The sequence below is a fragment of the Ensifer adhaerens genome (genome assembly GCF_001270265.1).
Classification (GTDB): domain Bacteria; phylum Pseudomonadota; class Alphaproteobacteria; order Rhizobiales; family Rhizobiaceae; genus Ensifer; species Ensifer adhaerens_B.
Map to the genome: position 1 here is coordinate 51,411 of NZ_LGAP01000024.1, position 26,249 is coordinate 77,659.

Below are 26,249 nucleotides of genomic sequence, written 5' to 3' on the forward strand. Positions count from 1 at the left end.
GCCCGGCCTCAGTGCCCCTTTCCATGGTCCGCATGCACCGCATGATGCGACAGCATGAGCACCACGATGAACAGCACCGGCACCGAGGCGAAGATGATCGCAAAGCCGGTGTGCTCGGCGACGAAGCCGATCAGCGACGGTGCGAACAGCATGCCGGAATAGCCCATGAAGGTCGCGACCGAGAGGCCGATGCCCGGCTGCAGACCCGGCATGTTGCCGGCGGCCGAAAACGCGATCGGCACCATGTTGGAAATGCCGATGCCGGCGATCGCAAAACCGAGGATGGCGAGGTAGGCATTCGGCGCGAGGCCCGCAAGCACCATGCCGACAAGTGCCGTGACCGTGCAGATCCGCAGCGTCCGCTTGGCGCCGAAGCGATCACGCACGTGGTCGCCGGCAAAGCGCATCGTCGCCATGGTCGCCGAGAAGGCGGCAAAGCCGAAGCCCGACAGTTCGACGGAAGCGCCGAGTTCGTTGCGCAGGTAAAGCGCACCCCAGTCGAGCACGGTTCCCTCCGGCACCATCGAAAACAACGCCATGATGCCAATCAGCCAGGGAAGCGGCGTCATCGGCAGACGGAGCTTTTCCTTGGTGGCGGCCGGATGCGGCTTGTCGGCCAGGATCATCGGCCAGGCGATCACGAGCACTGCCAAGCTGAGTAAAGTCACGACGATGACATGCGGCAGGACGCCGAAGCGCGCCATCAGGAAGCCACCGATGCCGGCGCCGATCAGGCCGCCGAGGCTCCAATAGGCATGGCAGGAGGACATGATGGCGCGGCGCATCGATTTTTCGACCTCGACCGCATTGGCGTTCATCGCCACGTCCATGGCGCCGACAAAGCCGCCGAGCAGGAACATGCCGACGGCAGCCGCCCAGACGTTCGGCAACAGCGTCAAAAGCAAGAGCAGCGGCGACAGCAGGATGGCCGTGACCTTGACGACCTTCTGCGAGCCGACCCGGGCGATGAAACCGCCGGCGATCGGCATCAGCACCAGCGAGCCGACGCCGAACATCAGGATGAGCAGGCCGAGCACGCTTTCGCTGATGCCCAGCCGGTCCTTGAATTCGGGGATTTTTGGGGCCCAGCTTCCGGTGACGAAGCCGTTCATCAGGAACAGCAGCGATACGGCAAGCCGGTTGCGGGTCATGTAACGCTGCCGAACGGCGGTGGAAGGGGAACGTTGGTCCATGAGTTTGCCTCTATGCCGGAAGCCGCCGGCTCAAATGGTGATTTCGATCAGATTGCCGTCGGGGTCACGAAGCACCGCCTCATAGAAGCCGTCTCCCGTCCACCGCGCTGGCGATACCAGAATGCCCTCGGCCCCGGCCCGGGCCGCCATGGCGTCGACCGCCGCTTCGCTGCCGAGCGAAAGGGCGACATGCGCCAGGCCCGTGCGCTCGACGCCCTCGGGGTCGGCAGGAACCACCCAGGGCCCCTCCATGATCTCGATTGCCGGCCCGTCACCCAAGGTCAGAAAACGGGAGCGGAAGCCCGGACGGCGCCGGCTCTCATAGACGTCGCCGATGCTGGCGCCGAGAAAACTCGACCAGAAAGACGCAACAGCCTCAAGATCCCTGGTCCAAAGGGCCACATGCGCAATGCTCATCGTTCGCTTCCTCCAGCCATGACGACGGTCGTCCCCGACGCCTCGAAGGCGGCGACGTGGTGCACCGGCGCATCGGCCTCCAGCACCAGCGTCGTCACCTGGTCGATGCCGACGATCGCATGGGAGGCGGCCGTGCCGAGCTTGTCGTTGGTAACAGCGACAAGCAGGGCGCGGCTGCGCGAGGCGATCAGCCGCTTGAACTCGGCATCCTCGAAATAGATCGCCGTCAGGCCGGCATCGGCGTCGGCACCGCAGGTGCCGAGGATGCAAAGGTCGGGCCGCAGCTGCTCGATATCTCGCTGCGCCCGCGCCCCGACGGCAGCACCGACAGCGCGGTTGAGCGGGCCGCCGACGAGGATCAGGTCGATGCCCGGCTTCTCCATCAGGGCGGCTGCGATCAACGGCGTGTTGGTGACAACAGTCGCCTTGAGATCCGGCTCGATAAGCTGGGCGATCGCAAGGTTGGCCGAGCCGGCATCGAGGAACACCGTGCTGTCAGGCGCGATGAAGTCGACCGCGGCGCGCGCAAGCGCTGCCTTGCGCTCCGGCGCCATGGCCACGCGCTGGCTCAAGGACAGCGAACCCGGCGCAAGCGGCAGCGCGCCGCCATAGACCCGTTCGCATAGGCCGGCTGCCGCCATCTCGCGCAGGTCGCGCCGGATCGTATCTTCGGAGACCCGGAACTCGGCGGCAAGATCAGCGGCCAGCACCCGGCCATCGGCTTTCAGCCGTTCCTGGATGAGTGTCTTTCGTTCGCGAAGAAGGAGTTCCGTGGACATTTCGCCAATCGTGCATAAACGTGCATGAATCGATGCAAATGTGCATACCTAATTTTGAAAGCGATTTCAACCACGCCCCGGCGACAAAATCGAAAACGGCCAGATTTGCCGACAGGCGCGCTTTTTGGATGAAAATTCCACCGATCCGGGGAAAAATCTTCATCAAAACGCTCAGCAATTGGAGTTTTATGCGCTCAAGCGACGATTTTTTTGTGCGATTCTCCCCTCAATCCGGACGACGGGCCGGAACACAAAAGATGGAAAGACACGATGAAACTCCTCCCCACGCTCTTCGCCGCCGCCCTCCTGCAGGTTGCCGCCCTTGTGCCCGCTCAGGCCGGTGAGAATCTCGACCAGGTCACGTCCGCCGGCGTCCTGAAGATCGGCACCGAGGGCACCTATGCGCCCTTCACCTACCACGACAAATCAGGCGCACTCGTCGGCTTCGACGTCGAGATCGGCGAGGAAGTGGCCAAGAAGCTGGGCGTCAAGGCCGAGTTCCTGGAAGGCAAGTGGGACGGCCTGATCGCCGGCCTCGACGCCAACCGTTACGATGCGGTGATCAACCAGGTCGGCATCACCGAAGAGCGCAAGAAGAAGTACGACTTCTCCGAGCCCTATATCGCTTCCAAGGCCGTGCTGATCGTCAAGGGCGACGATGCCGAGATCAAGGGCTTTGCCGACCTCAAGGGCAAGAAGTCCGCCCAGTCGCTGACGAGCAACTTCGGCAAGCTGGCCCAGGCTTCCGGCGCCGAACTCGTCGGCACCGACGGCTTCGACCAGTCGATCCAGCTGGTTCTGACCGGCCGCGCCGATGCGACCATCAACGACAGCCTCTCCTTCCTCGACTTCAAGAAGCAGAAGCCCGACGCCAACGTGAAGATCGCCGCCGAACAGGCCGACGCCGACTATTCCGGCATCATCATCCGCAAGGGCGAGCCGGAACTGCTCGAAGCCATCAACAAGGCGCTTGCCGACATCAAGGCTGACGGCACCTACGAGAAGATCTCGCAGAAATACTTCGGCGCCGACGTCTCGAAGTAACATCGATCTGAGTTCAGGGCCGGTTTCTCCCCCGGCCGTTCTCGCTACAGCGCCGCGCGTCGGACATGACGCAGGGCGCTGTAACACTTCAAACTTGCTGCATAATCCCCGCCTTAAATCGATTTCGATTTAAGGCGTCATGCAGTATGAATCGCGATCCGTTCCGGCCTCCGGAGCGGATCGCGCTTTTTCGAAAGGCCTGTCCCTTGCCCACCTGGCTCCAACTCATGCTGGAATCGCTGCCGTCCCTGCTTTGGGCCGGGCTGACGTTCACCATCCCGCTGACGCTGCTTTCGTTCATTCTCGGCCTGGCGCTTGGCCTCGTGACTGCGATCGCCCGCCTCTTCGGGCCGCGGCCCGTTGTCGCCGTCGCGCGGTTCTATGTCTGGGTGATCCGCGGCACGCCGCTGCTCGTGCAGCTCTTCGTGATCTTCTACGGCCTGCCGAGCATGGGCATCCTGCTCGACGCTTTCCCGGCAGCACTGATCGGCTTCACGCTCAATGTCGGCGCCTACACCTCGGAGATCATCCGCGCGGTGATCTCGTCGGTGCCGCGCGGGCAATGGGAAGCCGCCCATTCCATCGGCATGAGCTGGAGCCAGGCGATGCGACGCACGATCCTGCCGCAGGCGGCGCGCGTCGCCGTGCCACCACTGTCGAACACCTTCATCTCGCTGGTGAAGGATACGTCTCTGGCAGCCGCAATCACCGTTCCGGAGCTTTTCCAGACGGCCCAGCGCATCGTCGCCACCACCTACGAGCCGCTCATCCTCTACATCGAGGCGGCACTGATCTATCTCGCCATGAGTTCGGTGCTCTCCGCCCTGCAGGTGCGGCTGGAGCGCCGGTTCGCCCGCTATGGCGGCTTCCTGGAGGCCCGGACATGATCGAGCTTTCCCACATCGAAAAACGCTTCGGCGACAATCTCGTGCTGAAGGACATCTCCGTGACACTGGCGGAGGGCACGGTCACAGCGCTCGTCGGCCCCTCCGGCGGCGGCAAGAGCACGCTTCTGCGCTGCATCAACCTCCTGGAGATCCCGACGTCAGGCTCGATCCGGCTTGGCGAAGAGACGCTGGACTTTCAGCCTGGCCGCAAGACCGGCTGGCAGGCGATCCAGCGCCTGCGCCGCCAGACCGGCATGGTGTTCCAGAATTTTCAGCTTTTCCCCCACCAGACCGCACTCGGCAATGTCATGGAAGGCCTTGTCACCGTCTTGAAATGGCCGGCCGACAGGGCGCGCGCGCGCGCCATGGAACTGCTGGAAAAGGTCGGCATGGCCCACAAGGCCGACGCCTGGCCGGCAACGCTCTCCGGTGGCCAGCAGCAGCGCGTGGCGATCGCCCGCGCATTGGCGCCGTCGCCGCGCGTCCTCCTCTGCGACGAGCCGACCTCGGCGCTGGATCCGGAACTGGCCGAAGAAGTGGTCGAAGTGTTGAGCCGGCTTGCGCGCGAAGGCACGACGATGGTGATGGCGACGCATGACCTCAGGCTCGCCTCGCGCGTCGCCGACAAGGTGGTCTTCCTCGACGGCGGCGTGATCGTCGAAAGCGGCACCCCGAAAACGATCTTCTCGACGCCGGAGCGTGAGCGCACCAAGAAGTTCATCGCCTCGCTGAGCGCCCCGCACAGCTACGATATCTGAGCGACGTTCAGGGCGTGGGTTCCTCGCGGCGACCGCTATGGGGCAAGACGGATGGGGGGCGAACGTCCTCCCCCGTCACTCTCCGCCCCTCTCTTTCGTGATCCTCGGACTCCCCTTTGTTCGTCGTCCTCGCGCCCCTTCCCTGTCGTTATCCTCGGGCTTGACCCGAGGATCCACACCCAAGCGAGGGCCTTCGTCGCATTCTGGGACGCATTGGATGATGGCAGCGCATATCTGCGGACTTTTGCTGCGGCCTCCATGGATCCTCGGGTCAAGCCCGAGGATGACGGAGGAGGAGGAGGATGACGGAGGAGAGGTAGTCCTTCCCGTCCACTCACGAAAACGGCCGGATTCGCATCCGGCCGTTTCTATCTTGCCTTGCCCGAAACCTCAGGCGCCAAAAACGATCAGCAGGTCCTTGGCATCGATCTGGTCGCCGGCACGCACCAGAACTTCGGCGACCGTGCCGTCCTTCTCCGCGTGCAAGGCGGTTTCCATCTTCATCGCCTCGATCGACAACAGCACGTCGCCGGCCTTGACCGCCTGGCCCGCATGGACCGCGACCGTCGAGATCACGCCCGGCATCGGCGCGCCGAGCTGCGTGGCGTTGCCGGCCTCCGCCTTGCGGCGGATGGCGCTGGAGGCACCGCGGTTGCGATCGGGAACCTTGATCGGACGCGGCTGACCGTTGAGTTCGAAGAACACCTTGACCATGCCCTTCTCGTCGATCTCGCCCTGGGTCTGGTTGAGAATGACGAGCGTCTTGCCCTTTTCCAGGTCGGCGAACAGCTCCTCGCCCGGCGCCATGCCGTAGAAATAAGCCGGCGTCGGCAGCACGCTGACGGGGCCGTAGGTCTCGGCCGCCAGCGCATAGTCGGTGAAGACCTTGGGATACATGAGGTAGGAGGCGAACTCGTAGTCGTTGACTTCGCGCTCGAGCTTCTCTTCGATGACTTTACGCTCCGCATCAAGGTCGGCGGCTTCGAGCAGGGAGCCCGGGCGCACCACATAGGCCTTCTCGCCCTTCAGCGCCTTCTTCTGCAGGCCTTCCGGCCAGCCGCCCGGGGGCTGACCGAGATCGCCCTTGAGCATCGACACAACCGATTCCGGGAAGGCGATGTCCTTGGCCGGGTTCTCGACGTCGGCGACGGTCAGATCCTGGCTGACCATCATCAGCGCCATGTCGCCGACGACCTTCGACGACGGCGTCACCTTGACGATGTCGCCGAACATCTGGTTGGCGTCGGCATAGGCCTGCGCCACCTCGTGCCAGCGGGTTTCGAGACCGAGCGAGCGGGCCTGCTCCTTGAGGTTGGTGAACTGGCCGCCCGGCATTTCGTGCAGGTAGACTTCCGACGCCGGGCCCTTGAGATCACTCTCGAAGGCGGCGTACTGGTGGCGCACCGCTTCCCAGTAGAACGAGATCCGGCGGATCCACTCGGGATCAAGGCCCGGGTCGCGCTCGGAGCCGCGTAGGGCTTCGACGATCGAACCGAGGCAGGGCTGCGAGGTGTTGCCCGAGAGCGAATCCATCGCCGCATCGACGACGTCGACGCCGGCGTCGACCGCCGCCAAAACGGTTGCAGCGGCAATGCCCGATGTGTCGTGGGTGTGGAAGTGGATCGGCAGGTCGGTCGCCTCCCGCAGCGCCTTGAACAGCACGCGCGCCGCAGCCGGCTTCAGCAGGCCGGCCATGTCCTTGACCGCGATGATATGCGCCCCGGCCTTTTCCAGCTCGGCGGCAAGCGCCGTGTAATAGTTGAGATCGTATTTCGGCCGGGCGGCATTGAGGATGTCGCCGGTATAGCAGATCGCCGCTTCGCAGATCTTGTTCTCCTCGGCAATCGCCTCCATCGAGACGCGCATGTTGTCGACCCAGTTGAGGCAGTCGAACACACGGAAGACGTCGATGCCGCCCCTTGCCGCCTGGCGCACGAAGTATTTGACGACGTTATCAGGATAGTTTTTGTAACCGACGCCGTTGGCGCCGCGCAAAAGCATCTGCAGCAGCAGGTTCGGCGCGTCCTCGCGGATGCGTGCCAGCCGGTCCCACGGATCCTCGGTGAGGAAGCGCATCGAAACGTCGAAGGTCGCACCACCCCAGCATTCGAGCGAGAACAGATTGGGCAGCGCCCGGGCATAGGTACCGGCGACGCGGGCGATGTCGTAGGTGCGCATGCGGGTCGCCAGCAGCGACTGGTGGCCGTCGCGCATCGTCGTGTCGGTGACGAGAACCTGCGGCTGCGCCCGCACCCATTCGGCGAACTTCTTCGGGCCGAGCTGGTCGAGCATCTGCTTGGTGCCCGGCTTGATGTCGCCGCCGATGAACGGCACGACGGGGGCGGCGATCTCGTCCGACGGACGCGGACGGCCCTTGGCCTCCGGATGGCCATTGACGGTGACGTCGGCCAGGTAGGTCAAGAGCTTGGTCGCGCGGTCCTGTCGGCGCACCTGCTGGAACAGCTCCGGCGTCGTGTCGATGAAGCGCGTGGTGTAGGTGTTGTCGTGGAACTTCGCGTGGCTGATGATCGCTTCGAGGAAGGTCAGGTTCGTCGCCACCCCACGGATGCGGAATTCGCGCAGCGCCCGGATCATGCGCTGGATCGCCTCGTCGGGGTTCGGGGCCCAGGCGGTTACTTTTTCCAGCAGCGGATCGTAATAGCGGGTGATGACCGCGCCCGAATAGGCCGTGCCGCCATCAAGCCGGATGCCGAAGCCGGTGGCGCCGCGATAGGCGGTGATGCGACCATAGTCCGGAATGAAGTTCTGCTCCGGATCTTCCGTGGTGATGCGGCACTGCAGCGCGTGGCCGTTGAGGCGGATGTTTTCCTGCGCCGGAACACCCGATTCCGGCGTGCCGATGGCATAACCGTCGAGGATGTGGATCTGCGCCTTGACGATGTCGATGCCGGTGACGACTTCGGTCACCGTGTGCTCGACCTGGATGCGCGGATTGACCTCGATGAAGTAGAATTTGCCGCTGTCGGCATCCATCAGATATTCGACGGTGCCGGCGCCGATATAGTTCGTCGCCTCGGCGATGCGCTTGGAATAGGCGGCAAGTTCCTCGCGCTGGCTGGCGCTGAGGTAGGGCGCCGGCGCACGCTCGACGACCTTCTGGTTGCGCCGCTGGATCGAGCAGTCGCGCTCGAACAGATGCACGACGTTGCCGTGGGTATCGCCAAGCACCTGGCTTTCGACATGCCGGGCGCGCTCGACCAGCTTTTCAAGATAGACCTCGTCCTTGCCGAAGGCGGCCTTGGCCTCGCGCTTGGCTTCCGTCACCTCGCGGGCGAGATCCTTCGGGTCGCGGATGGCGCGCATGCCACGGCCGCCGCCGCCCCAGGAGGCCTTCAGCATCACGGGATAGCCGATCGCCTCGGCCATCTTCGCCACTTCCGCCATGTCGTCGGGAAGCGGTTCCGTCGCCGGCACGACCGGTACGCCGATCGAGATCGCCAGGTTGCGGGCGGCAACCTTGTTGCCGAGCTGGCGCATGGTTTCCGGCTTCGGGCCGATGAAGGTGATGCCCGCCTCCGCGCAGGCCTCGGCGAATTCCGGGCTTTCCGACAACAGGCCGTAGCCCGGATGGATGGCATCGGCGCCGGAAAGCTTGGCAACGCGGATCACTTCGTCGATCGACAGATAGCTCTCGATCGGGCCGAGGTCGCGCGACAGATGCGGGCCGCGGCCGACCTGATAACTTTCGTCCGCCTTGAAGCGGTGCAGCGCCAGTTTGTCCTCTTCAGCCCATATCGCGACCGTTTTCAGACCTAGTTCATTGGCCGCGCGGAACACGCGGATGGCAATTTCGGAACGGTTGGCAACAAGGATCTTCGAGATGGGCAAGTCGGACTCCTCAATGACTTGAAACGCGGGAAATGCTGCACCCGCGAAATGAAGTATTAGCGGGTCGCGGAATGAAGCGCAATTTCAGAGTCGAGCGGAAACCCGCGAGAAAGGGATCAGGAAATGAGCCCCAGCCGGAAGGCGATCGCCACGACGTGGTGACGGTTCTTGCCCTTCAGTTTCTCCTGGATGCCGTTCATGTACCAATCGACCGTGTGACTGGAAATATCCAGCACCTTGCTGATGTCGTTCGAGGTCATGCCGTCGGCGAGGTAGTTGAGCGCTTCCATTTCGCGGCGCGTCATCTGCACTTCGACACGGGACGCGAGCTCGGCTGAAATCTCCGGATCGGTCAGTTCCAGCAGCTTCCAGAACAGACGCTTGGCAATCTGGTCGAACAGGCTGATCTCGACCGGGCTCAGGTCGACGACACGGCCGCCGACCGTCAGGTTGCCGAGCAGGCCGCGGCGGCCATGCACCGGGAAGATGTAACCATCGTGAAGGCCATGGTTGCGGCCCTCGATCATCATGCTTTCCATGCGTTTGCGATGCGGATCGGAGCGGAAGGCGAACAACGTGTCGCGCCAGCGGAAACCGCGCTGCGCGTGGCCGAGGTAGCGAATGGTCGGGTCGATTACCACATACTTCTTGCGGATGTAGATCTGCGGCCAACCCTCCGGCCAACGGCCGGCGAGCAGCAGCCTCAACGGATTTTCGTGAGGCTTCGGCTGCCTGACGACGCCATAGAAGTCGAAGCCGCAGCGGTCGAGCAACCGTTCGAATTCCGGTACGATTTCTTCGCGGGTCTTCATCTCTTCGATCAGCGCGAGAAATTGCACAAGCAGCGTGATATTCATGGATCACCTTCCAGGTAGAACACGTGTGCGAGGGCCGGACACCGGACATGAATGAACCGTTCAGCGGCCATTCATGTTGCACCCGCATAATTCGACATACCATGCCCGGTCTTGTGCGGAAATCGCAAGAAATCGGAATTGGGCGGAAAAGATAGCAAACTATGGATACCTTCGCCAAGCCCGCCGATGGGCAAATGGGGTTCCGCCGTCAAATCCGTCTCAAGCTTCTGATTTTCTTTAGATATCGCTAATGACCGTCCCCGAGCGGCTTGACGGCCGGCAGCGCGGTGCCACGTGCCCGTCTGCCGGGGAGTGTCAAGGCGTGACGCATTTGCCGCTATTTGCTGCGGCGCAAAATCCGGTACCCGAAAGGGGTGAGACAGTGTCATTGTTCCAAGTGTATGCAAGAGCGCTTCAGTATCTTGCGGTTCACAAGTTCCGTGTCTCGGCGATCGTGTTCGCCAACGTCGTGCTCGCCGTCATCACGATTGCGGAGCCGATCCTGTTTGGTCGCATCATCGACGCCATTTCCTCCAAAGGCGAAGTCACGCCGATGCTGCTGATGTGGGCGGGCCTGGGTGTGTTCAACACCGTTGCCTTCGTCCTCGTCGCCCGCGAAGCGGACCGGCTCGCCCATGGCCGCCGTGCCACGCTTCTGACGGAAGCCTTCGGCCGCATCGTTTCGATGCCACTCTCCTGGCACAGCCAGCGCGGCACCTCGAACGCGCTGCACACCCTGCTTCGCGCCTGCGAAACGCTGTTCGGTCTCTGGCTCGAATTCATGCGCCAGCATCTGGCAACGGCCGTTGCGCTCGTCCTCTTGATCCCGACTGCGTTTGCGATGGATGTGCGCCTGTCACTGGTGCTCGTCGTCCTCGGTGTCTCCTATGTCTTGATCAGCAAGGCGGTGATGAGCCGCACCAAGGAGGGCCAGGCCTCGGTCGAAAACCACTACCACACGGTTTTCTCCCACGTTTCCGACGCCATCAGCAACGTGTCCGTCGTTCACAGCTACAATCGCATCGAAGCCGAGACGCGAGAGCTCAAGAAGTTCACCGAACGCCTGATCTCCGCTCAGTTCCCGGTCCTGGACTGGTGGGCGCTGGCAAGCGCGCTCAACCGCGTCGCTTCGACCATCTCGATGATGACGATCCTCGTCATCGGTACCGTGCTCGTCCAGCGCGGCGAACTCGGCGTCGGCGAAGTCATCGCCTTCATCGGCTTTGCCAACCTGCTGATCGGCCGTCTCGACCAGATGAAGGCTTTCGTCACGCAGATCTTCGAAGCCCGCGCCAAGCTTGAAGACTTCTTCCAGCTGGAAGATTCGGTGCGCGAACGCGAAGAACCGGCCGGCGCGATGGACCTGGCTGCGGTCAAGGGCGAAGTGGAATTCCGCGACGTGTCCTTCGATTTCGCCAACACCACGCAGGGCGTGCGCAACGTGTCGTTCACCGCCAAGGCCGGTCAGACGATCGCAATCGTCGGCCCGACCGGTGCCGGCAAGACCACGCTCGTCAACCTGCTGCAGCGCGTTCACGAGCCGCGTGATGGCCAGATCCTGATCGACGGCGTTGATATCGCCAAGGTGACGCGCAAGTCGCTGCGCCGCTCGATTGCCACCGTCTTCCAGGACGCTGGCCTGATGAACCGCTCGATCTGCGAAAACATCCGGCTTGGCCGTGACGACGCGTCGCTCGACGAAGTGATGGCCGCCGCCGAAGCGGCTGCCGCCAGCGACTTCATCGAGAGCCGCAACAGCGGCTACAACACCGTGGTCGGCGAGCGCGGCAACCGCCTTTCGGGCGGCGAGCGCCAGCGTGTTGCGATCGCCCGCGCCATTCTCAAGAACGCACCGATCCTGGTGCTCGACGAGGCGACCAGCGCGCTCGACGTCGAGACCGAGGCGCGGGTGAAGGATGCGATCGACGCGCTGCGCAAGGACCGCACCACCTTCATCATCGCCCACCGCCTGTCGACGGTGCGTGAGGCCGATCTGGTGATCTTCATGGATCAGGGCCAGATCGTCGAAATGGGCGGCTTCAACGAGCTCAGCCAGAGCAACGGTCGCTTCGCCGCCCTGCTTCGCGCCAGCGGCATACTGACGGACGACGATGTCCGCATGAGCCACACGGCGGCCTGAGCCGACACCTTATCAATCATGCAATGCCCAAAGCCCCGGATCGCCTCCGGGGCTTTTTTTGTTCACGTCGCGCGCATCGGCTTTGTGCTGGCGATGCCCCTCAGCCATTCCAGATAGTAGCCGTAGACGAAGTGCAGGCCGATGCCGACGATAACGAAGAATGTGCCGGCGATCGGGTTTCGGCCGGTGACGAACAGCAGCACCTGGCCGACCATCGCCAGGATCGTCCCGAAGATGAAGATCGGCAGAGAATGGCGGCCGACCATCGCCAGCGGATGGTCGGCATCGAGCCTGGCGAGGCGGCTGACGGCGGGAATGACCGCCATGAGATAGGCGATCGCCAAAACATGCGAGAGCCGCGTCAATGACAGGAAGGTCTTGTCGAATCCGGTCAGCACGGCCGGAAGACCGAAGGACAGGTCGATGTTCCACCAGGAAAACAGAACCCACAGTGCCGAAACGACGAGATAGATCGCAGCGATCGCGATCAGCAGCGGCCTGCGCGGCAGGACGGCACCCTGGCGGATCGCCGTCATCGCGACGATGCCGATGACGAAGAGGAACTGCCATGACCACGGATTGAGAAACCAGTAGCCCTCGTCGAGGAAGTTGGAAGGCACCAGCTTGAACACCCCGGCAGCGAGCCAGAGCAATGCGGAAAACACGAGGAGCAGCCGGCTGCTGATGCCGTTAAGCCAGAGGATGCCGGGCAGCATCAGGAACAGCACCGCATACATCGACAGGATGTTGTTATAACCGAGCTGGTGCCCGAGCAGGACCATCGCGACGATACCCTGTTCGGTCTGCTCGACGAAGGGCCGGATGTTGATCTCGCCGATCAGGTCCTGCCTCCCGAAATAGAGGGCGCCGCCGGCAAAGATCGCCAAAGTGACGATGCTGGTCATGATATGGGCGACATAGAGCGCCAGCGCCCGTCGCCAGATCTTCAGCGTCAGCGCCAGACGCGCGCCGGGCACAAACTTGCCGCCATAGGCAAGCCCGACGGAGAGGCCGGAGATGAGGACGAAGGCCTCGGCCGAATCCGAGAAGCCGTAGTTCTTGTGGGTCAGATATTCGAGATATTGCCCGGGAACGTGGTTGACGAAGATCGTCAGAAGGCAGAGCGCCCTCAACACGTCGAGGCGCGTGTCGCGCTCCTTGGGAACCATGCGGGCGGATATCGTCGGGTTCGAACCGCCCCCAGATGTCTTTTGCAGCATGCGGTCTAGTATCCGGGATCTGGCGCCCCTGCCCCACCCCTGTTGAAACGGGCGCCGGACGCGCGCTTGGCCTTGGGGTAAGCGCGTATCCGATGCCGTCGATCGATGTACGAACCTGTTGAGGGTTCGCGGCGCCGGCAGATCTGCAAGAAAAAACCGGCCTTGCCCGTTCGGGTGCAAAGCCGGTTTCAACGTTCATTCAATACCGGCAGTTACAGCAAAATGCCTTCATGCGCGTTTTTTGTGACACTATTATTGATGCTGACGATCGGCTCGCGACTTTTCGCATCGCGCTTGACCGAAATGCGATGCTTGGTGCCGTTCAGCGTCACTTCAGCCGAATAGCCGTCCCAGTCCTCCGGCAGCACCGGGCGGATGACCAGCTTTTCGCCATGCCTGCGGATGCCGAGAATACCCTCGACACCGGCGCGGTAGAGCCAGCCGGCCGACCCGGTATACCAGGTCCAGCCACCGCGCCCGGCCAGCGCGCCTTCACCATAGATGTCGGCGGCCACCACATAGGGCTCGACCCGGTAATGGTCGGCGCCCTCGCGGCTCTGGGCATGCGAGACGGGATTCAGCATCTGGAAGACGCGCCAGGCTTCCTCGGCCCGTCCCTGCTCGGCAAAGGCCAGCGCCACCCAGGTCGCCGCATGGGTATATTGCCCGCCGTTTTCACGCACGCCGGGCGGATAGGCCTTGATATAGCCCGGATCCTGCGTGGTTCTTTCGAGCGGCGGCGTGAACAGCCGGACGATGCGTCGATCCGGATCGACGAGTTCGGCCATCACCGCATCCATCGCGTGCCGCGATCGCTGTTCGTCGCCCTCGCCCGAAAGCACGCTCCAGGACTGGCCGATCGAATCGATCCGGCATTCGTCGCTTTCGCTCGAGCCGAGCGGCGTACCGTCGTCGTAGTAGCCACGACGGTAATAGTCGCCATCCCAGCCGGCCTCATCGAGCACCGTCTTCAGGGTCGCAAGATGCGTCTCCCAATGGGTGATGCGTGCCTTGTCCTTGCGCTGGCGGGCAAAGGGCAGGAAGCCGCGTAACGTGCCCGCCAGGAACCAGCCGAGCCAGACGCTGGTGCCGCGGCCGGCGATGCCGACGCGGTTCATGCCGTCGTTCCAGTCGCCGCCGAGAATAAGCGGCAGACCATTTTCGCCGCTGCGCTTGATCGCCAGATCGAGTGCACGGGCGCAATGCTCGTAGACATCGGCAATCTCGTCGGAGATCTCCGGCTTGTAGAAGCTGTCGTGCTGCCCTTCCTCGAGCGCTGGGCCGGTGATGAAGGCGATCTTCTCGCCGAGAATGTCGGCAGACCCGGTCACTTCGCAATAGTGCGTGACCGCATGGGCAAGCCAGACGACGTCGTCCGAGATCATCGTGCGGACACCCGCGCCGGTGCCCGGCAGCCACCAATGCTGCACGTCCCCTTCGACGAACTGCCGTGCGGCCGCGTTGAGGATCTGTGCCCGCGCCAGTTCCGGCCGATGGATCAGGAACGCCAGCGTGTCCTGCAACTGGTCGCGGAAACCGAAGGCGCCGCTCGCCTGGTAGAAGGCCGAGCGTGCCATGATCCGGCAACCGAGGCTCTGATAGGGCAGCCAGTTGTTGATCATGGTGTTGAAGGCGGCATCCGGCGTTTCCACCTTTACGATATCGGTGAACTCGTTCCAGAAGGCCTTCGCCGCATCCATGACCGTGTCGAACGCAGTCTGGCGCAACTCGCCAAGAACGGAGCGCATCTGCTCGTCGTTGTCGGCATCGCCGAGGATGAACGTCAGCTGCTTTTCGGCACCAGGCTCGATCGTCAGATCGGTTGCCAATGCCGCGCAGGCGTCGCCGTCCACATCGATAGAGCCGGAAAGCTCGGCCCCGGACAAAACCGCCTGCGGCACGAGAATGCCGCCGACCCGCCCGAGGAACTCGCGCCGGCTTGCCGTGTAGCTCACACCGTCACCACCCTCGACGGCAAGGAAGGCCGAGCGACCGGCATAGTCGATGCTGTAGGGGTTGGTCGCTACCAGCGCGTCGGAGGCTTCGTCCCACTTCGACAGGACGAAGGGCGCCATGCGGGCCCGGTTGTTGCCGAGCACCCATTCGGCAAAGCCGTAGATCTTGAGCTGGCGGGCAGCGGCGGAGCGGTTGCGGATCGAGATGCGGACCAGCTTGGCCGGCAAGGTTCGATGCACCGTGTGCGCTGCCTCGATATCGAGATCGTCCTGGGTGCTGCGGAAGGTCGAATAACCAAGTCCGTGGCGCGTCTCGAAGACGACCGACCGGCTGCGCGACAGGGCCGCGTAAGGGGTCAGCACCGTGCCGCTCGCCATGTCGCGGATGAAGATCGCTTCGCCGGGTCGGTTGACGACCACATCATTGGCCCACGGCGTCAGCTGATAGTCGCGCGAATTGCGGCTCCAGGTGAAGGCCGCACCTTCGGCCGAAACATGGAAGCCGAACTGCTCGTTGGAGATGACGTTGATCCACGGCTGCGGTGTCGCCTCGCCGCCGCGCAGGCGCACGACATATTCGCGCCCGCCGTCGGCAAAGCCGCCGTAACCGTTCCAGAAATCGAGACCGTCACCGACGATATCAGCATCGACGGCGTCGGCCGGCTGCGGCGGCGCAGCCAGCAGGGGGAAGTTGCTTTCGCTGCCCTTCACCGGCGGCGTCGAATAGAGCGAATTGGCGCGGGCGATCTGGTCGGAGATCGTACCGTTGCGGGCATGGAAGACAGCGCGGGAGGCCGACAGCAGCGTCGACCAGGTCTCCGCCTCCATCAGGTCGCGGCGCACCGAGAAGATGTGCTGGCGCGGACCATCGGACAGGCCGCGAAGCCTCAGGTTCTCACACATCGAATCGAGCGCGTGCTGCATGTCCTGGGCATAGGACGAGGCGCGCTCGTTGATGATCACCAGGTCGGCGGTGATGCCGCGGGCGCGCAGATATTCCTGCGCCCTGAGCGCTTCCCGGGCGATGCCGAGGTCGCCGTCGTCGTTGATGCGCAGGCAGAAGATCGGGAAGTCGCCCGAGATCGCCAGCGGCCACAGCGTCGACTGCGACGCAAGCCCCGCCTGAACCGTCGCGGTATCGGCCCGCAGGTGCATGTCGGGGTAAACGAGGTAGCGGCCGAGCATCTGGAAGCTTGCGGCCTCCTGCGAGGTGACGCCGACATGGCGCATCTGCACCTGGCTGCGCGTCCAGGCATGGATCAGCTCGTGATTGAAGGTTTCCGTATGCCTGTAGCGGTCGATGGCGCGATCAACGGCTTCGCGGTTCGGCGCAGCGATCGTCCAGAAGACGACGCTGACCTTCTTTCCGGCCGGAACCCGCACGACACGACGCAGCGACATGATCGGATCGAGCGTGAAACCGTCGGTTCCCGAAAGCACGGCGTCGGCGTCGAAGGCGGCAGCCTCCGCAAGGGTGCGCCCCTGGCCGATGAAGCGGCGACGGTCGGTCTCCGCCTCGGTCGGGCGGTCGCTGCCGGCATTGTCGGTGACGAGATGCGCCACTTCCATATCCGGATCACTGGCGCTGCGCTTGTTGCGGCTGACATGGATGACGTCGCCGCGCCGGCTGATTTCCGTGCGCACGAACATCTTGGAGAAGGCGGGATGCGCGCTGTCGGCCTCGTCGGTCGAAAGCACCGGTTCGGCGTAGGAGGTCACTTCGATGAAGCGATCCTGCGTTCCCGTGTTGAGCAGGATGACGCGGCGGCCTTCGGCATCGTGCTCGGTAGCAACGATGCACTCCACCTCGCTGGTGAGGTCGCCGACGGTCTTGACGAATTCGGCCTTGTCGTCGCCGAACCGCGTCAGCACCTTCTCGCCGACGGCACGTCGCGGCTCTGATGTGGCCGACCACCAGTCGCCCGTCGTCGTGTCGCGCAGGAAGATGAAGGTGCCCGTCCGGTCCTCGACCGGGTCCGGTTTCCAGCGGGTGACCGACTGGCCGTTCCAGCGGGCGTAGCCGGCACCGGTTGCCGTCAGCATGACGGCATAATGGCCGTTGGACAGGAACACGGTTTCGCGGTCCTGGGCGAGCGGGTTTTCGATAACACGGACTTCCGGACGCAACAGGTCGTCCTGGCCCTTGCCGAGCGATTCCGGCTCGCGCTTGGCGTTCATGATCGGAATGTCGCGCGGTGCCTTTTCCTGCAGCAGCAGTTCGGCCGCCTCGATCACCGGATCGGCGTGGAACCATTCACGCAGCTTGCCGGTGAAGACGACGTTGGCGACCGCGGCGATCGACATGCCATGGTGGTGGGCATAGTAGTTGCGCACCACGGCGCATTTCTGCCCCTCGGGCACGCGCGTCGGCGTGAAGTCGACGGCATCGTGGAAGCCGTAGACGCCGAGCGCACCGACTTCGCGCAGGCGACCGAGATTGGCCAGCGCCGCCTTCGGATCGTACATGCAGGCGAGGATGGAGGCGTAGGGCGCGATGACGGCGTTCTGCCCAAGGCCACGCTTGAGGCCGAGCGTCGGCACACCGAAGTTGGTGTACTGGTAGGTCAGTTCATGGTCGCGCGCGTTGAACGCCGCTTCGGAGATGCCCCATGGCGTGCCGAGACGGCGACCATGATTAATCTGCTCCTTGACCACCAGATTGTTGGTCTGGTTGAGGATGCCGCCCTGCCGCTCCTGCATGACCAGCGGCGGCATCAGATATTCGAACATCGAACCGGACCAGGAGATCAGCGCGCCGCGCGCGCCGATCGGCACGATCGGACGGCCGAGCTTGTACCAGTGCTCGGTCGGCAGGTCGCCCTTGGCGATGGCGAACAGGCTCGTCAGACGCGCCTCGGATGCCAGAAGGTCGTAGCAGGCCTCGTCGAGTTCGTTGGCATTGACGCGGAAGCCGATCGAAAGCAGCCGACGCTCCGGCCGGAACAGGAAGCCGAAATCCATCGAGAAGGCGATGTCGCGTGCGCGATCCTTCAGCACCGCCAGGCGCTGGCGCAGCGCTTCGATGGCGCCGAGGTCGAACACGCCGTCGGCAATATGCGCTTCGCAGGTGGCGACGAGCGTGTTCGCCCACTTCGTCACTTCGCTGCTCTGGGCCGTGCGCACCTCATGGTCGAGGTTGACGGTCAGCTTGTGCATGTCGCGCGCCAAAACGGCGAGGTTGATCACGCGGATCGATGCGAACTCGTGCTCGCGCTTGACGGCTGCCAGCGCGTTCTGGAAGCCGACGATGCGCTCCTCGATCAGGCGGCGCAGCGGGCGAACGGTCTTGCGGTCGTCCGGCAGGTCCTTCAGCACCTCGGCAAGGATGGCAACCACATCGCCGATGCCGTCGAGACTGCCCTGGACATGCGCAGATGGGGCTTCCGCCCATTCCCGACACATCGACGACACCGCGATCAGGTGACCGGCAAGGTTGCCGCTGTCGACCGACGAGATGTAGCGCGGCTCCATCGTTTCGAGCGTGTTGGTGCGGTACCAGTTGAACAGGTGGCCGCGATATTTCGGCATCCGATCGATGGTGGCGATCGTCTGCTCCAGGCGCGTGATCGTCTCCTCGAAGCCGATCCAGCCGAAGTCGCGTGCCGACATCACCGAGAGCAGGTAGACGCCGATATTGGTCGGCGACGTGCGCTCGGCCAGCACCGGCTGCGGCGTTTCCTGGAAGTTGTCCGGCGGCAGGAAATTCTGCTCGGCGGTCACGAAGGTCTCGAAATAGCGCCAGGTGCGCCGCGCGATCAGACGCATTTCCTCGATCGCCTCGTCGGAGACGACCAGCTGGTCCTCGGTTTCAGCCGATTGGCTGACGAACCACGCGACAGCAGGCGAAAGCGCCCAGAGCAGGGCGAAGGGAATGCCGATGAAGGGCAGGCCGGTATCGGAAATCGCAGCGAGCGCCAGTGACAGCACAGACAGAGCCGGCGCGATCCACATCGCCCGGTAGTAGTCGCCGATGCTTCCATGTCCCGCACTTTGCACCTGGGCGGCGGTGCGCCATTCCAGCATCAGCTTGCGGCTGACGAAGGTGCGGTAGAGCGAGCGAGCGATCGCGTCGCCCATCATCGCCGCGCCATGGGCGATGAAGACGATGCGAAGCGCGACCTGGGCGTTGGCGGCGCGAACTTCGGTCAGCACCGCATGAAGATGGGCGCGCGCGACGATGTCGTTGCGGCGTGGTAAGAGGCCGTTGATCAGCGACAGCGTCGGTGCGACGAACAAGCTGAAGATCAGCACGATCTGCCAGATCAGCGCCTCCGTCGGCTGCATGTAATACCAGCCCATGACCGAGGCGACGAGCCAGGCACAGGGGATCAGCGACCGACGCAGGTTGTCGTACATCTTCCAACGGCCGAGCATCGACAAGCCGTTCGACGGGTTGAAGATATAGGGCAGCAACTGCCAGTCGCCGCGCGCCCAGCGATGCTGGCGCGACATCTCGACTTCGTAGCGGGTCGGGAAATCCTCGACGAGTTCGACATCCGTTACCAGCGCGCAGCGCACATAGGAGCCTTCGAGCAGGTCGTGGCTGAGAACGGCGTTTTCCTCGATCCGGCCCTTGAGCGCCGCCTCGAAGGCGTCGACGTGGTAGAGGCCCTTGCCGGTGAAGCTGCCTTCGCCGGCGATGTCCTGGTAGACGTCCGACACGGTAAAGACATAGGGGTCGATGCCGCGATTGGCCGAGAAGATGCGTTGGAACGCCGAAGCCTCGCTTCCGGTGGTCAGCGACGGCGTCACGCGCGGCTGCAGCAGGCTGTAACCGGCAATCACCTTCTGCGTCTCCGGATCGACGATCGGGCGGTTGATCGGGTGGGACATCTTGCCGACGAGCTTCGTCACCGCGTCGCGCATCAAGCGCGTGTCGGCGTCGAGCGTCATGACGTACTGGACGTTCTCCGGCACGGTGTTGGCGCCCTGGAGGAACGATGTGTCGCGATCGCCGCGCAGCAGCAGGTTCAGCTCATGCAGCTTGCCGCGCTTGCGCTCCCAGCCCATCCACACGCCTTCCGCCTCGTTGAAGAGACGGCGACGGTGCAGGAGGAAGAAGCGCGTCTTGCCGTCATAGGCATAGCGCGCCGAAAGCTCGGCGACCTCGCGCCGGGCATAGTCGAGAACGTCGGTGTCGGCCGAGGTTTCCTCGGACTTGCTGTCGACCCAGTCGCTGAGCAGCGCGAAATAGATCTCGCCGCGCGGATTGGCGAGGTAGTGAACTTCGAGATTGCGCACCAGTTCGTCGACATGGTCGCGCTTGGAGATCAGGCAGGGCACGACGACAAGCGTGCGGGCATATTCCGGAACGCCGTCGAGGAACTCGTAGCCGACCAGCCGCGACGGTTTGACGAAGAGCGTGACGAGAGTGTTGAACAGGCCCATCGCGCCTTCGGACGCCGGCAGCGCAAACAGCAGCAGCATGATCAGCTTCGCACCGTTCGGAATATCCATCGGGCTGACGAAGGCATAGACGGCGATCATCGCCAGGATGGTCAGCAGAATGTTCGGTCCGGCGATCGCGAACCAGTCGAGCTTGCGGCTGAGGCGGATGATGCTCTGCAGCACCGACGGCCGATAGCCGATCTTCTGCTCGAGCGCCTTGCGCTGCTTGCCGACGAGGAAGGAGCCGACGTTCGGCTCCTGAAGCTGCGGCTCGACGGCGGCCGCCGCTTCCGCTTCTTTCACCATCTCGATGGCGATCTGGGTGACTTCATATTCGCTGTGGCCGGAGCGACGTGCCAGCTTTTCGATCGTATCGCGATACTTGTTGCGCGAGCCGAATTCGAGCGCGGCATAATCGGAGCCGTCGCGCAGCGCCGCATCGATCTTGCTGACGCTTTCGAACCAGACGGCCCAGTCGGTGTCGTCGATCTCGCGCAGGCTGCGGATGATGTTGCTCATCGTCGCATTGCCTGACGACAGGCGGTTCTGCTCGGCGACCAGCGCGTCCTCGACGTCGCTGCCGCGCTTTTCCAGCTGTTCCTCGATCCAGGCGATCACCGAGCCGGAGGTCTGCGAGCCGTCGCGCATGCGGTAGAGCAGCTGGGCAACGAAGGTATTGTCGGCCGCAAGCGCCTCGGATTCGGTCAGCAGCGACCGGCACTTCTCCGGGTCATTGTGACGGATGATCTGATCGGCGATGTCGTTCGCCTTGCGCCGCATGCCGCGCGAACGCTCGACGCGGATGGCGATGCGCCGCAGGTTTTCGATCAGGACGAAACGCAGGATCGACGGCAACGCCCACAATTCACCGATCTTGAACGTGTCGTGCTTCTGGAAGCCCTCGACCATCGCGGTGATGCTTTCCCGCGAGACCGTACTTTGCGTATGGGCGACATAGAGCCAGGCAAGCGCCATCGTGCGCGGAATGACCGTCCCTGAGACGGACAGTGTCGGCAGCTGGCGATAGAACTTGCGCGGGAAGTCGCGACGGACTTCCTGGATCGCTTCCTCGACCACGTGGTGGTTGTCGAGCAGCCATTCGGCGGCCGGCGTGATCGACGCCCCCGCTTCGACGTCGGCTGCCGTCGCCCGATACACCCTCAGGATTTCGTTTTCATTCTCGCGATGGCGCGGACGGAATTCGAACGGGAAAAAGCCCGGCAGGGACGGAGCGCCCTTGAGCGCAAGGGCCTCGCCGCATTGCCGCAGATCCTCCATCGAGAAAAAGGTCGAGCGGATCGAATCGTTGTAATCGATCTGTTTCGCTTCCGGTTCGCGAGAAGAGGAGGACGGCGTGTTATGAAGGGGCATGGGTGCTGGTTCTGAATCCAACCGGGGTTGATCGGCCCGGCTCTCGTTGTTCTGCCGGGTTGGCTGCGGTCCTGAGGTTCCAGGCTTGGCCGGCGCGTTGCTAGACACGGTCATGTGTCCTCCCATCCGCCGTCATTTTCCGGCAAACCGGAAACTGGCGGAAATTGGCACCGCCCTTGAACTGGGCATCGGAGAAAGCAAAGCCGGCGGCGCATTGGTTTTCAAGGCCGCGTGATGCATGAAAGTGGCATTTTTTAGCCGTGGTGCCAACAGCTTGCAAGGATCGGCGGCGCAAGTTTGAACGAATTGCGCACACTCTCATCGGGCGAAAACGGAATAGTCCGCGCCCGCCGATGGCACCCTTAAATCTATCTATCAATTTTGCCCCTTCCCGGCGCATCTTTGGGTCGCAGTTCGTCGCAAAACGCCGAGGGCGTGAAGAAGGTTCCTGCCATCGGTCGAAACATGTCTAGGGACGAAAACCTAGCCGACCTGTTCGGTGATCCATTCGCGAAAGGCGAGACTGATCGGGTTTTCGAGTTTGCCTTCCGGAACCGCGAGATAATAACTGTTCTCCGTCTGCATCGGCCGGTCGAGAACGATGCGCAATGTTCCCGCTGCCAGCTCCTGCTCGATCAGATAGCGGGGCAGCAAGGCGAAACCGAGACCGGCCGTCGCCGCCTCGATCACCATCGAGAACTGATCGAAGCGGTTGCCGCGATAAGCGCCCCGGCCGTCCATGCCGTTGGCCTCGAACCATTGCGCCCAGAGCTTGGGCCGCGTCGCCAGATGCAGCAGCGGACCACCGACGATATCCTCGAGCGTCGCAACCGGGTTGGCCGCAAGCAAGGTCGGGCTTGCCGCCGGCACGATGATCTCGCTGCAGAGATAGCTGCAGGTCGCATGCGCCCACACCGGCTGGCCGTAGTGGATGGCGATATCGAAATTCTGCTCGTCAAAATCGAAGGGTGCCGACCGCGACGCAATGTTGACCACGGTGTCGGGGTGCTGGCGCAGAAAATCAGGCAGGCGCGGCACCAGCCAGCGACTGCCGAATGTCGGCAGCGACGCGATCGACAGCGTCGAATCGGCGCGTGCCGAGGCCATCGCCCGAACCATCAGCTCTTCGGTCTGGTTGAGCAGGCGGCGAACCTCGGGCAGGAACTTCTGCCCGGCTTCCGAGAGAATGACGCGCTGGCGCACCCGCTCGAACAGGAGCACGCCGAGCTGGTTCTCCAGATCCTTGATCTGACGGCTGACAGCGCTCTGGGTCAGATTGAGTTCGGCGGCCGCCTGCGTGAAGCTGCCGTGCCGCGCCGCGCATTCGAAAGCCTGCAGCGTCGTAACGTCGGGAACCAGTCTGCGGCTTAACTTCATTCCAGCCTCGCATCAACATAGTCACAAGCAGCGCGATCAATGGCCGCTTCCTTTGGATATGATCCGAAATGAGAATGACCTTGTCCTTCACCCATAGCGCGAGGCGAGCCCCAGTGAAAGAGAATAGTTTCGTATCCGCCGATGATATCCGTTCGGCCTTTTCCGCAGCCATGTCGGTCATGTACCGCGAGGAAGTGCCGGCCTACGGCACGCTGATGGAGCTGGTCGCCAAGGTCAACGACGATACGCTCGATGCCGACCCGGCGCTGAAAGAGCGCCTCGACGCGACGGATTCGCTCGAGCGCATTTCCGAGGAGCGCCATGGCGCGATCCGTCTCGGCACGCCCGCCGAACTCTCGATGATGCGCCGCGTCTTTGCCGTCATGGGCATGTATCCGGTCGGCTACTACGATCTGTCAACCGCCGGCGTGCCGGTGCACTCGACGGCCTTCCGCCCCGTTGGCGAAACGGCTCTGAAGCGCAACCCCTTTCGCGTCTTCACCTCGCTGCTGCGCCTGGACCTGATCGCCGACGAGAGCCTGCGGGCTGAATCGGAAGTCATCCTTGCCGAGCGTCGGATCTTTACGCCCGTCGCTGGCGAGTTGGCTGAGAAAGCCGAACGGGACGGCGGCCTCGACAGGGCGGACGCCGAACGCTTCGTCTCCGAGGTGCTGGAAACCTTCCGCTGGCACGACAAGGCCAATGTCAGCGCCGACATGTACAAGCGCCTGCATGACGCCCATCGGCTGATCGCCGACGTCGTGTCGTTCAAGGGCCCGCATATCAACCACCTAACGCCGCGCACGCTGGACATCGACCAGGTCCAGGCCCTGATGCCGGAATACGGCATCGCCCCGAAGGCCGTCGTCGAAGGACCGCCGACCCGCAAATGCCCGATCCTGCTTCGCCAGACCTCGTTCAAGGCGCTGGAAGAGGCCGTCTCCTTCCGCGACGGTGACGGAGAGTGGAAGGCCGGCTCGCACACCGCCCGCTTCGGCGAGATCGAGCAGCGCGGCATTGCGCTCACCCCGAAGGGCCGCGCGCTCTACGACGAGCTTCTGGAAGCCTCGCGCAAGATCGTGCGCCCGGCAGCCGACGGCTCGAATGCCCGCGAATATGAAGCAGCACTTGCCAAAGCCTTCGAAAGCTTCCCCGATACCTGGGCAGGCATCCGCGAAGCCGGCCTTGGCTATTTCAGCTATTCGCTGACCGACAAGGGCCGCAAGACCAGGATTTCCGACCGCCGCGATATCAATGCACTGATCGCCGACGGCCTCGTGCAGTTCGACGCCATCGTCTACGAAGACTTCCTGCCGGTCAGTGCCGCGGGCATCTTCCAGTCCAACCTCGGCGACGGCGCACAGCAGGACTTTGTCGCAAGCCCGAACCAGAAGCGCTTCGAGATCGACCTCGGCGCCACCGTGCTCAACGAGTTCGATCACTATGCCGGCATCGAAGAGGCATCGATCGAAAGCTGCCTGCGGGCCTTGACCGCAGCCATCGCTGCGGAATGATACGTTCACGATGATCGAACAGGTACACATCGACGCGCTGACCGGCATCCTTGGCGACAAGGCTGTGGTCACGCGCGCTGACGACATGGAAGCCTACGAGACCGGCGCGCGCTACGATCGCGGCCGGGCCTCGGTCGTTCTGCGGCCGGCAACAACAGTGGAAACGTCGGCAACCGTTGCCTATTGCGTGCGTCATGGCATCGCCTTGATCCCACAATCGGGCAATACCGGTCTGGTCTCCGGCTCGACCCCGGACGCATCCGGCAACGAGGCGATCCTCAGCCTCGACCGCCTCACCAAAACGTTCGAACTCGATCTCGACAACCGTTCGGTGCGGGTCGATGCCGGGCTCCGGCTGTCCGATCTCAACCGCCGGCTGGAAGAACATGGCCTGTTCTTCCCGATCGACCTCGGCGCGGATCCGCGCATCGGCGGCATGATCGCCACCAACACCGGCGGCTCGCGCTTCCTGAAATACGGTGACGTCCGCCGCAATACGCTGGGCCTGACGGTCGTTCTCGCTGATGAGGACGGCAGCGTGCTCGATCTTCAATGCGACCTGCGCAAGAACAACACCGGCGTCGACTGGAAGCAGCTCTTCATCGGCACTTCAGGCGCCTTCGGCATCGTCACCGAATGCGTGCTCAATCTGGAGCGGCTGCCGCAGCAGACGGCGACGGCGCTGCTGGTGCCGGCAAGCGGCGCCCATGTGATGCCGCTGCTGCGCGCCATGGAAGAGCGGCTCGGCGCCTACCTCTCGGCCTTCGAGGGCATGTCGAGCAACGCCGTCAAGGCGGCGTTCGCGCATGTCCCGTCGCTGAAGAACCCTTTCCAGGGCGGACATGTCCCGGATTACGTCATCCTTGCCGAGATCAGCCGCACCTGGGCACCCCGCGAAGGCGAGCAATCGCTCGACGCCGTGCTCGAAACGGTGCTGGCCGAGATCTGGGAGATGGAGACGGCGCCGCTCGCCGACGCCTTCGTCGGCCCACCGCATGAAATCTGGGCGCTGCGCCACACACTTTCGGAAGGCGTGAAGCACCTCGGCAAGCTGATCGCCTTCGACGTCTCCTTCCGCAGGGGTGACATCATGGCCTTCTGCGACCATATGAAAGCGGAAATGCCGAACAGGTTTCCGGATGTCACCGTCTGCGACTTCGGCCATATCGGCGATGGTGGTGTACACTTCAATCTCGTGGTGGCGAAGGATAGCCCGCTCATCAGCGATCCGACGTTCGAGCAGCGTTTGAGAGAATGGGTTTTCGCCGTGGCCGTCGACGAGTATCACGGCAGTTTCAGCGCGGAACATGCGATAGGCCGCCGCAACCAGGCCTATTACGACCTTTATACAACCAACAAACTCAAGGACATGGCCGCGGGCCTGAAGACGCTCACCTCGCCGGGGAAACTCGGCAGCGTGCGCTTCGGATAGGCCAGAGCGGAATGAGGAAAAGTGTGTGCGGTTTTCCGCCCATATTCCGCTCTAACCAATGATCTAAG

14 protein-coding genes are annotated in these 26,249 nt (G+C 63.3%); 6 read left to right on the forward strand and 8 right to left on the reverse strand.

From position 1 onward, the window contains the following. Positions 1-8: 8 nt before the first annotated feature. From AC244_RS25795 to AC244_RS25805, 3 genes are read right to left on the reverse strand one after another with little or no spacing between them, the layout of a single operon-like run. Positions 9-1,193, reverse strand: a complete 1,185-nt coding sequence (locus AC244_RS25795; protein WP_053251680.1) for an MFS transporter — start codon at positions 1,191-1,193, stop codon at positions 9-11. Between the two features lie 30 nt (positions 1,194-1,223). Continuing rightward, positions 1,224-1,610 carry a VOC family protein gene (locus AC244_RS25800; RefSeq protein ID WP_053251681.1) on the reverse strand — a complete coding sequence of 129 codons (387 nt, stop codon included), beginning with the start codon at positions 1,608-1,610 and terminating at the stop codon, positions 1,224-1,226. Beyond that, positions 1,607-2,389, reverse strand: coding sequence for a DeoR/GlpR family DNA-binding transcription regulator (locus AC244_RS25805; RefSeq protein WP_053251682.1), 783 nt, complete (start codon positions 2,387-2,389; stop codon positions 1,607-1,609). The genes AC244_RS25800 and AC244_RS25805 overlap by 4 nt, the downstream gene beginning before the upstream one ends. A 270-nt stretch (positions 2,390-2,659) precedes the next feature. Here AC244_RS25805 and AC244_RS25810 point away from each other — a divergent pair, with 270 nt between their 5' ends. The 3 genes from AC244_RS25810 (at position 2,660) to AC244_RS25820 (ending at position 5,078) form a co-directional block, all read left to right on the forward strand. Beyond that, on the forward strand, positions 2,660-3,433 hold the full coding sequence (locus tag AC244_RS25810; RefSeq protein WP_053251683.1) for an amino acid ABC transporter substrate-binding protein: 774 nt from the start codon (positions 2,660-2,662) through the stop codon (positions 3,431-3,433). Between the two features lie 206 nt (positions 3,434-3,639). Then, entirely contained in the window at positions 3,640-4,320 is a 681-nt protein-coding gene (locus AC244_RS25815; RefSeq protein ID WP_082367136.1) for an amino acid ABC transporter permease, read from the forward strand. Beyond that, positions 4,317-5,078: an amino acid ABC transporter ATP-binding protein gene (locus AC244_RS25820; RefSeq protein WP_053251685.1), complete on the forward strand. Its 762-nt coding sequence runs from the start codon at positions 4,317-4,319 to the stop codon at positions 5,076-5,078. Before AC244_RS25815 ends, AC244_RS25820 begins: the two co-directional genes overlap by 4 nt. Positions 5,079-5,468: 390 nt before the next feature. On the opposite strand, the gene pyc is transcribed toward AC244_RS25820, so the two are convergent. Continuing rightward, the gene (gene pyc / locus AC244_RS25825; protein WP_053251686.1) at positions 5,469-8,927 is read right to left on the reverse strand and encodes a pyruvate carboxylase; all 3,459 of its coding nucleotides are present in this window, start codon (positions 8,925-8,927) and stop codon (positions 5,469-5,471) included. 116 nt (positions 8,928-9,043) lie between these two features. Beyond that, entirely contained in the window at positions 9,044-9,784 is a 741-nt protein-coding gene (locus AC244_RS25830) for a helix-turn-helix transcriptional regulator (protein ID WP_053251687.1), read from the reverse strand. A gap of 382 nt (positions 9,785-10,166) precedes the next feature. On the opposite strand from AC244_RS25830, the gene AC244_RS25835 reads away from it, so the two are divergent. Then, positions 10,167-11,924, forward strand: coding sequence for a glucan ABC transporter ATP-binding protein/ permease (locus AC244_RS25835; protein ID WP_053251688.1), 1,758 nt, complete (start codon positions 10,167-10,169; stop codon positions 11,922-11,924). A gap of 62 nt (positions 11,925-11,986) precedes the next feature. On the opposite strand, the gene AC244_RS25840 is transcribed toward AC244_RS25835, so the two are convergent. The 3 genes from AC244_RS25840 to AC244_RS25850 form a co-directional block, all read right to left on the reverse strand. Next, on the reverse strand, positions 11,987-13,144 hold the full coding sequence (locus AC244_RS25840; protein ID WP_053251689.1) for an OpgC family protein: 1,158 nt from the start codon (positions 13,142-13,144) through the stop codon (positions 11,987-11,989). Positions 13,145-13,356: 212 nt separating this feature from the next. Beyond that, a complete protein-coding gene (ndvB, locus tag AC244_RS25845; protein ID WP_053251690.1) occupies positions 13,357-21,972 on the reverse strand; it encodes a cyclic beta-(1,2)-glucan synthase in 8,616 nt (2,871 codons plus the stop codon). Between the two features lie 369 nt (positions 21,973-22,341). Continuing rightward, the gene (locus tag AC244_RS25850) at positions 22,342-23,235 is read right to left on the reverse strand and encodes a LysR family transcriptional regulator (protein WP_025425244.1); all 894 of its coding nucleotides are present in this window, start codon (positions 23,233-23,235) and stop codon (positions 22,342-22,344) included. Between the two features lie 113 nt (positions 23,236-23,348). Here AC244_RS25850 and AC244_RS25855 point away from each other — a divergent pair, with 113 nt between their 5' ends. Together AC244_RS25855 and AC244_RS25860 are read left to right on the forward strand one after the other, a co-directional pair. After that, on the forward strand, positions 23,349-24,749 hold the full coding sequence (locus AC244_RS25855) for a VOC family protein (RefSeq protein WP_053251691.1): 1,401 nt from the start codon (positions 23,349-23,351) through the stop codon (positions 24,747-24,749). Between the two features lie 10 nt (positions 24,750-24,759). After that, positions 24,760-26,181, forward strand: a complete 1,422-nt coding sequence (locus tag AC244_RS25860; protein WP_053251692.1) for an FAD-binding oxidoreductase — start codon at positions 24,760-24,762, stop codon at positions 26,179-26,181. Positions 26,182-26,249: the final 68 nt, after the last annotated feature.